The organism is Mesorhizobium sp. M1403, from assembly GCF_040317695.1.
GTDB lineage: Bacteria > Pseudomonadota > Alphaproteobacteria > Rhizobiales > Rhizobiaceae > Mesorhizobium.
In genome coordinates, this window is the sequence record NZ_JAMYKY010000060.1 from 1 (window position 1) to 9,676 (window position 9,676).

Below are 9,676 nucleotides of genomic sequence, written 5' to 3' on the forward strand. Positions count from 1 at the left end.
GCGCAACGCCGGCCCCGCCGATGTAAAGCTCGCCCACCGCCCCGAATGGAACCGGCGCGCCATGGCCGTCCAGAAGATACACCCGCGTGTTCGCAATCGGACGGCCGACGGGAGGCAATTGGGGCCAGCTTGATGGGTCAGCTGCAAGGCGGTGCTCGGCAATGACGTTGATTTCTGTGGACCCGTATTGATTGATCAATCTCGCCTTTGGATGTGCTTCAAAGAACGCCCTAAGCAATGGAGTGGCTTGCAATTGCTCACCGGCTGTATAGATCTCGCTTAAAGAGGACAGCAGCACTTGCTGCGCCCCCCAGACCTCCGCAAAATGGTTCAATGCTACGAACGGGAGGAAAAGGCGCTCGATCGCCTCCCTCTTCACGAATTCGACCAAGTCGGAGAAGTCGCTACGGGTTTCTTCCCGCACGAGCACGAGCAGTCCACCGTCCTTCCAACAAATGAACAACTCCTGGGATGACACATCGAAGTTCAGGGTCGCGAATTGAAGTGTGCGTTTTGGCGCTCCATTCCCCGGTGAGGGCGAGAGCGAATTCACAAGCGAGCCGTGAGACATTTCGACGCCCTTTGGGGTTCCGGTTGAGCCGGAGGTGTAGATGACATAGGCGAGATGGCGCGAGGTGAGGCCAAGCGTGCGCGGCTCCGGGTCCAAAGGCGATCGCGCGGCCCAGACCGGAGTGGCCATATCCAAATCGACCACGCTGACATCGGCCAGCGCCTCGGTGCCCAGTGCCGTCCGGCCGGCGGCATCGCAAAGCAGCAGTTGCGGTTCTGCATCTTCGACAATCTGCCGCAGCCGCGCCGACGGATAGGCCGGATCCAGCGGCAGATAGGCGCCGCCCGCCTTGAGGATCGCCAAAATACCCACCACCATCGCCAGGCTGCGCTCCAGGCATATCGCCACCGGCTGATCCGGCCTGACCCCGAGGGCGATCAGATGATGCGCCAGCCGGTTGGCCCGCGCATTGAGCTCGCCATAGCTCAGGCGCTCGTTCTCATGGACCACCGCCACCGCCCCCGGCGCCTGGCGCACCTGCGCCTCGAACAACTCATGGATGTACCGCTCCGACCGATAAGGCGCCGCCGTCCGGTTCAACTGCTCCAGTAGATACGTGCGTTCGTCGGCCGGGAGGATGTCGATGCGGCCGACCGGCTGCCCCGCGTCGACCGTCACACCATGTAACAAAGTCTGCAAATGCTGCGTCATGCGGTCGATCTGCTTCGGCGCTAATCGACTGGCATCAAAATGCCAGCGAAAGCTCCCATCCAGAGCGCAAACCTCAAAGGTCAGCAAATCGCCGCATAGGGCTGGGCCAGCTCTGTGGCTCGTCTTCAGATCGCCAGCGACGGAACCGCTGTCTGTCGTGATTGTGATGCCAATCGGCCAGGGCTGCTGCAACCGTAGCGCCTCCACACCTCGCAATGTCGGGCAGCGCGCGATAAGATCCCGGGCAAAGCTAGCGTGCGCCCTCAACTGAGCGAATTCGGCCGCCACCGTTTTGCGCATTTCTTCAAAATCATGTGCAAGATCAATGGTAACTTCCATCGGGACGACAGAGGCGATCAACACCTCCACCGCTTTGGAGCCAGCTTGTGATTCATCCGATGCAGGCGTCCATCCCAGTTGAAGCTCTGTTTCACCCGTGATGCGGGCGAGATAGATCAGCCAAGCCGTTACCAAGTAGTCCGTGCGATCGAGTGGGGACAGCTTAGCCAAAGCACTCGGAATGAACCACGAACTCGACTGCCACCTAGGCTGTGCCACAGCCACGGACGACGACAAGAAAGGAGGATGCAATCTTCTAAACTGCTCGAGCCGCTGTCGCCAAAAATCCTCCCGAGGCGCCAGTAATTCATGGGTGGTAGTTATGCTCCGCGCCTGTTCATCGCTCAAGATCGGAAGGCGACCATCTTCATCCAGATTGGAGTGCCTAGCGAGGGCTCGCGCGTCCAGCACCTGGCCATTGGGGCCGCCAAAGCAAACATCGACATCCTCTGTACCCGTCGCCACACGCCAATGGCTGGAGTGGACTTCAAGCAACGAACCTGCCGGAACGCCCGAGCGTTGAGCCAACACCTCCAGGCGTCTGACTGTGACAGCCTCATCGCCAACGAGAGCCTTGGGCAGACACATTGGATTGGGATGATATGGCCCAAAGCCTAGGGCCCGCGTCATCGCTGACAACTCTTGCGCGGATTGATCCCATCGCAGACAGCCTGCCGCATCTGGGCGTCGACGTTTCGGAAAATAGCTTCTGTTCACCAGCGCCTGCGAATAGGCAGTAAGCTTCCCATTCTCGAGGCCAGTTAAGAGCTCGCGGAAGCCCTCGATCGCGGCTTCATAGCATTTAAGGTTCAGGGTCAGTGCCGTATCGGTGGGCGCAATCAGCACCTGGCGCTGAACCACGACGTCACCCGTATCAACACCATCATCGAGCCGATGCCACGTGATGGCATATTCGGTCTCTTGCGCCAGCAGCGCCCAGGACGTCGCGTGCGTTCCCGCATATCGTGGCAATGGACCGTCGTGGTAATTGAAAGCACCTTGACGCACGCGCCCAAACACGTCCGGTGGCAATATCAACGGATTGGCAACGGAGAAAATCCAATCCACCGGCTCAGCCTTCAAAAAAGAGGAGAGCTCTTCAGCACTTTCCATGCAGGGGATGTTGGCACGAGTCGCCCACTCTGCGAATGTGGCGTCGCCACACAGGGCCGCACCAATGACGTGGCCCATCTCCGTTGCCAGCTGAGCGCATCTAACTGCAAGCGTACCACCGCCAACAAAGACACTCGAGCAGATTGATCGCGCTGCAGGATGCCTATCCTGATCGCCTGGTACGCAGGCACTTCCGCGCGCCGAAGAAGACCGAGGTGCCATCTTCATCCCTCCCGCAGTTCACCCACCAAGCTGGGCAGTTCCCGTCCTAGGCGCCGCCCTCCGTAATCGCTCACACTGGTTCGAATCTGCTCGGGGGGCCTACGATCGCTAGTGTAATCTCGCGTCAATTGACGGTAACGAAGCTCTTGCGCGGCGGAGCCAGATCTTCCCAATCCCCGCCAAGCTCCCAGGTCACCAAATATCGTCGCCGGCAGTATCGCAGCTGCCACCCTACCCTCGTCTGAGTTTCCGGTGTGCGTGATCATCGCGCGACTTCTCCTCAGTCTATGCGCCTTGTTAGAAGCCTACGCACGTATCGTGCCAAAAGGTGAAGTCATTCTCAATCAATATGATAGCAATAATACTGCTTTGTCATTTATCCGACATCGCCAGACATCGTGCCGTTGAGCGCGCTATCAATCGGCACAAGCCTTTGTACTTGGCCTTGAGATCGGATTGAAGCGGGCTGCAACAAGTGCTGGCATATAGAGCGCTTGTCGGACGATGGCCCTTCCGCCAGCAATGAAAGCGCGTTCGGTCCATCGTCCGGATTGTCGGCTCATCGGAGCGAGACCTCATAAGGAGGTTGCGGCTTTCGTCGAGTCTCCGAGTTCTGGCATTTCGATGATTGGCGTGAAGGCCGTCGCAGTGGAAATTCCGAGAATGGAGACAAGGAGGGCGAAGCGAGCTTTCAGGCTATCATCGGCCTGGATCAACTGCGCATTTCGCTGATTGTGAGCAGCCATTTCAGGCGATCGTGAGCACGTATTTTACGCGATCATGAGCGGTCGCTTCGGCCGACCTAGTTATTGTTCAGGCGTTTGAGACGCCGTCAAGAGCGTGGGTGCGGGCGTTGTGTTTTCGCATGCTTTCTCCGGCGAGTTGAAGGCGGTGAGCGTTGTGAACGAGGCGATCCAGAATCGCGTCACCGAGGGTGGGATCGCCTATGACGTCGTGCCAGAGTTCCACGGGAATTTGGCTGGTGACGATGGTCGATGCGCGACCGTGGCGATCGTCGAGGATCTCCAGGAGGTCGCGCCGTTCGGACGCGTTGAGAACAGACAGGCCCCAGTCGTCGAGAAGGAGGAGTTGAACGCGCCCGAGGGTCTTGAGCAGGCGACCATAGCGTCCGTCACCTCGAGCCAGCGCGAGCGCCTCGAAGAGGCGCGGGACGCGATGATAGAGCACCGATCGATTGTCGCGGCAGGCTTTGTGACCGAGCGCGCAGGCAATCCAACTCTTGCCCAGGCCGGTTGCGCCTGTGACCAGCAAGTTCTCGTGACGGTCGATCCAGTCGCCGCCGACGAGCCTGGCGAAGACGGCGCGGTCGATGCCGCGCGGGGTACGCAAATCGACATCTTCCACGCATGCGCTTTGGCGCAGCGCGGCGAATTTGAGGCGGGCCGTGAGACGTTTGGTGTCGCGCTCGGCGGCTTCGCGGTCGACAAGGAGCCCGATGCACTCCTCGAACGACAGAGCATCGAGATCCGGCGATCGTCGTTGCTCCTCGAAATCTTTGGCCATTCCGGACAAACCGAGTGCGACCAGCCGTTCATGGGTGGGATGGGTGAGCATGGAATCTCCCTGGTTCAGTGGAAATAGCCCTGACCGCGGATATTGCCGTGGCGCAGGGGTTGGTGATCGGGCGTCTCGTCGAGGAAAGCGCGATCAAGGCCGTTCTTGAGGATCGAACGGATCGAGGCGACGGAGCGTGCCTTGATGAGAATGCCACGTTGCCAGGCTGCATCGACGCGCGCGTTGCCGTAGCTCTTGGTCAGCGCCAGAATGCCGAGGCAAGTGCGAAAGCCTTGTTCGGGATGCGGCCGGTCAGCGATGACAGCCTGGAAGAAGGCGGCGGTGGAAGGACCGATCTTCTCGCCGGCTGCGATCAATCCTCCCGGCGTCCACTTGCCGTAGCGGCGATGCGCGCTCGGCATGTGATCGGCAACGGTCGTATGGCCGCGCCGGTTGGGCGCACGGGCGTGGCTGGCGACGCGCTGACCCTTGTGGAAGATCTCGACGGTGTTGTCGGCGATGCGCACATCGACGAGCTCGCGGATGAGGCGGTAGGGCGTGGAATACCAGTGCCCATCGACCTCGACATGATAGTCGGGTGCGACGCGGCAGCGCTTCCAGCGCGCAAAGACGTATGGCTGGTCCGGCAGTTCTCCCAGCTTCGGCCTATCGATCTCGGCGAAGAGTTCGGCTCGGCTGGAGCCGAAGCCACGCATCTGGCGGGCATTGAGTTCGGCGACGAGCACGCGGATGACGGCATTCAGCGCCGCCAGGGAAAAGAAGCGCTGGTTGCGCAGCCGCGCCAGGACCCAGCGCTGGGCAATTTGCACGGCAACTTCGACTTTTGCCTTATCCTTCGGGCGTCTCGGCCTGGCTGCGAGAATTGCGGTGCCGTAATGGCTCGCCATCTCGGCATAGGTCCGGTTGAGACCGGGATCGTAGCGATCGGGGTTGGTGACGGCGGCCTTGAGATTATCGCAGATCACGAACTTCGGCACGCCATCCAGAAAGGTGAAAAGGTTCGTGTGAACACCGATCCAGTCGGGCAGGCTCTCGCTCGGGCACGCCTCGGCGTAGGTGTAGTTCGAGGCGCCCATCGCCGCGACGAACAGCTTCATGGCGTGCGCTTCGCCGGTGACGGGGTCGAAGATGTCGATGGTGTCGCCGGCGAAATCGACAAACACCTTCTCGCCGCCTAGGTGCGTCTGGCGCATCGTCGGGCGCGTGCGCCCCTTCCAGGCCTCAAAGGTCGTGCAAAACCACGTATAGCCAAAGCCGTCGCGGTTGGCGGCGCGATACTCTTCCCACAACAGCACCCGCGTTACGCTGCGGCGGCGCAACTCCTTCTCCACATAGCTCCAATCGGGCACCGGCCGACGGGGGCTTTGCGATGCCGCCCTCGGCGCCGGAAAGAGGAGCAGCTCAAGGCCTTCGTCATCCATCCGCTCAGCCCGGCAAGATGGGCGCGCCGCAGATAGCCATGCACGACGCCATTGCTCACCCCGATCATGCGCGCGATGACCCGTTCGGGTAGGCCCTGGACATGCCTTAAACGTAGAACTTCTCTGATCCGGCGCATCGACAATCTCTGGGTTGGCATCAGGCTTCCTCGTTGTTGAACGAGGCAATCCCGTAGACCGGTTGAGTTGTCGGACGAAGCATCCCGCACCCACGAAAAGGTGCTCACGATCATCTGAAATCGTTGCTCACGATGGCCTGAAATCGTTGCTCATGATCCCGTGAAATCCGTGCTCACGATCGTCTGAAATACGCATCAACCGCATCATCATGATGCGGTTGATCGATAACGTCCATCTGAGCTTTGACCCGCCTGAGGCGAGAATCGTTTTGCCGCTTGAGCAGAACCTTGCCCAGCTTCTGCTCAAGCGGCAAAAGGATTTGCGGGCAGCATGTCCGCTGCGACATCATTGATCAGGATCAGTATTCGCAGCCTCTAGGTCAGTGCTTCATCGGAGATACCGATATTGCCTTGCGGTGGTGAGGGCCTGACTACCGGAAAACTTTAATCCCGGCGGTCCAGAGAATGGTATCGGAGCACCGGAAATGCTGCGCAAATCGCCACTTGATGAAAGTTTAATGGCAGGTCATCACCACTTCACATTCGATTCATCGACGCAGGATCTGCGTTACGCGCCGGACTTCCGAGTCTTTACACATGTAACTGAACAGCCGATATGAGCAAGATAGAGAACAAATTTTGTTGTTGGGTCGCTAAGGTGAATGTTCCTCGCAATGAGCGGCGGTTTAAATGAGATTTGGCGTTTGTTCGCCTTGCTCAATATGTCGAGCCTGCAGGGTCGTTGAGCTTGTGGCGCTCGGTTCCGTTCAGGGGCGGGTTGAAGATGCTGACGAGGATCAGGTCCTTGTCCTGGCCCCCGCGCAGAAGATGCTTGTCATGCTTGTCAAGCACATAGATGTCGCCCTTGCGAATGGGGAAGACATTACCGTCCATGTCCTCGACCTCGCCCTCTCCGGCGATGCAGTAGCAGGCTTCGAGATGATTGCGGTATTGCAGAAGCGAGACGGTGTTAGCGCGCACTACGGTGTGGCAGATGCTAAAGCCCATGCCGTCCTTATCCGTCAGGAGGCGGTGGCTAGTACCATTGCCCCAATCGACGAAGTGATCGGTCGCTTCAACATCGTGCAGGCTACGCACAATCATAGTGCTATCCTATTCTTAACTGTGATTGCAGGAATACAGGTTAAAGTCATTATTGCGGAAGCTGGAGGCCGTTGTTCTGACCTAGAAGCGCGGCTTCCGCCCGCCCCCGACGACGAAAGGCAAGCAATGGTTATTTGGACCGGAGGCATGCCGGTAAGGACATGTAAATCCATGTCCGCTATTGCCGCGCGCAGAGAAGCGAAGCATTCGTTCTTATCTAACTCGATCTCGGGCGCGCACTACCGTGATGTGACCACTTCTGCGCGGCACCGCCGCTCGAGTTGGCATCTTTTAGAATGCCGTTGGTGATATTGCCGGCCACATAAAGCGTTTTCGGTCGCAGATCTGGCAAGTTGTTTCCTTCCTTCGCTGTGCCTCGCAACACGAATACGGCTCCGCGGCCTCTTGGCTAACGAAGCAAATCTCGTGCCACCCAATCAGAGAGGCCTGCTAGTAGACAGATAGCGATAAAATTTATGGCTTTTCAGCCGCTTAGAGAATCGAGGATTTGCAGCGCAGTGAAGCCAATCTGACAAACTGCCAAGCGATAGCGGACACAATGCTGTCCGGTTATCTGGATGCGGTCAGACGCGCGAAGAGAGCCGGCGGCCGGTGCGGCTGACCTTTGTCTCTACCGATCAGCATCGTCATGCTCAAAAGCCCGATCAGCGCCCATTGGGTCCAGTCCATTGGAATCCACCCTAGCGCTGACCCTTGCGCCAGGCCCAGCTGTCGATGCCGACCACACGCGGCGCTTGCGGGGGCTCGAACCCAGCCGCGCGGATCTCCGCAACATTCGCGGTCGGCGGCTAGCCGGGCTCACGCCTATCGGACAGGCTCGCCATGCCGGCGAGCGGCGGCACGCTCAGCGTGTCGATCTGGTCGCGTGATCTACGTTCGTCATCAGCAAGCCCCTCCAGCAACCGCCTCGTATTCCGCAAGCGGCCGCAGCAACGCGGCCGGCGCGATCTCGACCGGGTCGGCGCGTACCGAGCCTTCGAAGCCGGCAACGCCGACAAAATGAGTTCGGTCCACGATTCGTTGCCGTCGTCCTCGGCACAGCGCATGGTCGGCCACCACCTGGCCGGCATGACGGATGATCACCCGGCCTGCCAGCACCACGACCTGGACGCTCTCGCCGATCAGGCGCCAAGGGACCGAGTAGCTGTTGGTGTCGAGATCGATCGCGCAGTCGGCCTGAACCTTGCGGACCAGGTCCCGCAACTGACCGAACGGGGCACGCCCAGCCAGGGGGCGAAGCGTGCGAGCTTCATCGGCAAAGCGTTCCACCGGCGCGACACCGGTCGTGCCGTGTTCGCGCTGGTCGGCGACCACGCGCGTCCACCGGTCCAGATGCGCCTCGAACGCCGCCCAGCTCTCGAACCGCCGCCCGGCGATCGCGATCTTCTTGACGTGGCCCACTCCGCGTTCGTCCTTCCCTTTCGTACGTGCTTGATAGGGAGCACAGGCCCGCGGCTGGAGCCCCAGTACCGGGCGGAGGCATGCAGCTGCGCGTAAACCTCACCTGGCGCGTCACCGCGTCATGGTGCGCATGGAACGGCACAGCGCCACGGCCCTTGCGGTGGCTCAGGCGCTCGAGGCGCACCCGGCGGTGGCATTTGTGAGTTATCCCTTCCTCGACTCGCACCCTGATCAGGTGACGGCGCGAAAACAGATGTCCAACGGATCGGGCATGTTGGCCTTTGGCCTCCACGCTGGATACGAAGGAGCGCGCCGGATGATGGACCGGCTCAACCTGATCACTCGCGCCGTCAGCCTCGGCGATGCCGACAGCCTCATCTATCACCCAGCAAGCCTCACCCGTGCCCGGCAGCCGATCCGCAAGGATGCGCATCTGGCCGATGGAGTGGGCGAGGACCTCATGCGTCTCTCGGTGGGTCTTGAAGACGCCGACGACCTAGTCGCGGACCTGCGGCGGGCTCTGGACGCCTTGTGATGACCTGTCGTCCGGCCAGTCCTGCGCTGACGCACAAACCTGGAGCCTTGCCATGGCATTCCTGAGCGGTCTTTCCGCGTTTCCCATCACGCCCGCCGATCGTGACGGCCGCGTCGATACCGTTGCTCTGCGCAGGCTGATTGCTCGGCTTGGCGCCGCTCAGGTCGACTCCTGTCAAGCGAAGTGAGGATTTGACCCCCCCCTATTGCCTCGGTGAGGCAATAGGGGGGGGTCAGTTTCTCAATTCGGCCGACAACTCCATCGGTCTTCTCGGCAGCACCGGCACCTATATGTATCTGTCGCGCGAGGAACGGCGACGGACGCTCGCCGAGACCTTGGACGAAATCGCCGGGCGAACGCCGGTCGTGGTGGGTGTGGGCGCGTTGCGCACCGATGAAGCCGTGAGGTTCGCGCAGGACGCCAAGGCCCTTGGAGCTGCCGCGGGGCTGCTTGCGGCCGCCTCCTACACCCCGCTCACTGATGACGAGGTGTTCGAACATTTCTCGACGGTGGCGTGCGAGAGCGGCCTGCCGATCGTCGTCTACGACAATCCAGGAACGACGCATTTCCATTTCACCCCAGCACTCGTCAGCCGCCTGGCAAAGGTGGGTGGGATTGTCGCTAT

The 9,676-nt window shown here is 60.3% G+C and carries 6 protein-coding genes and 3 pseudogenes; 2 read left to right on the forward strand and 7 right to left on the reverse strand.

The annotated features are described in order from the left end of the window. The 7 genes and pseudogenes from NKH01_RS34360 to NKH01_RS34395 form a co-directional block, all read right to left on the reverse strand. Positions 1-2,752, reverse strand: a 2,752-nt coding sequence (locus NKH01_RS34360) for an AMP-binding protein (protein ID WP_353024655.1), incomplete at its 3' end; no start/stop codon positions are given. Between the two features lie 560 nt (positions 2,753-3,312). After that, entirely contained in the window at positions 3,313-3,459 is a 147-nt protein-coding gene (locus tag NKH01_RS34365; RefSeq protein WP_352873354.1) for a transposase, read from the reverse strand. Positions 3,460-3,471: 12 nt separating this feature from the next. After that, positions 3,472-3,642, reverse strand: a complete 171-nt coding sequence (locus NKH01_RS34370; protein WP_353017007.1) for a hypothetical protein — start codon at positions 3,640-3,642, stop codon at positions 3,472-3,474. A 67-nt stretch (positions 3,643-3,709) separates the two neighbouring features. Then, complete coding sequence (gene istB, locus NKH01_RS34375) at positions 3,710-4,471, reverse strand: IS21-like element helper ATPase IstB (RefSeq protein WP_353024656.1); 762 nt, start codon at positions 4,469-4,471, stop codon at positions 3,710-3,712. A gap of 14 nt (positions 4,472-4,485) precedes the next feature. Beyond that, positions 4,486-6,011 (reverse strand): annotated as a pseudogene (gene istA, locus NKH01_RS34380) (IS21 family transposase). 696 nt (positions 6,012-6,707) lie between these two features. Further along, the gene (locus NKH01_RS34390; RefSeq protein ID WP_352983690.1) at positions 6,708-7,094 is read right to left on the reverse strand and encodes an ectoine synthase; all 387 of its coding nucleotides are present in this window, start codon (positions 7,092-7,094) and stop codon (positions 6,708-6,710) included. A gap of 903 nt (positions 7,095-7,997) precedes the next feature. Continuing rightward, positions 7,998-8,643, reverse strand: a pseudogene (locus NKH01_RS34395) (Mu transposase domain-containing protein); the annotation flags it as partial. Positions 8,644-8,646: 3 nt separating this feature from the next. Between NKH01_RS34395 and NKH01_RS34400 the strand changes: the two are divergent. Next, positions 8,647-9,051: a PLP-dependent transferase gene (locus tag NKH01_RS34400; RefSeq protein ID WP_353024657.1), complete on the forward strand. Its 405-nt coding sequence runs from the start codon at positions 8,647-8,649 to the stop codon at positions 9,049-9,051. A 52-nt stretch (positions 9,052-9,103) separates the two neighbouring features. Continuing rightward, a pseudogene (locus NKH01_RS34405) lies at positions 9,104-9,676 on the forward strand (dihydrodipicolinate synthase family protein); the annotation flags it as partial.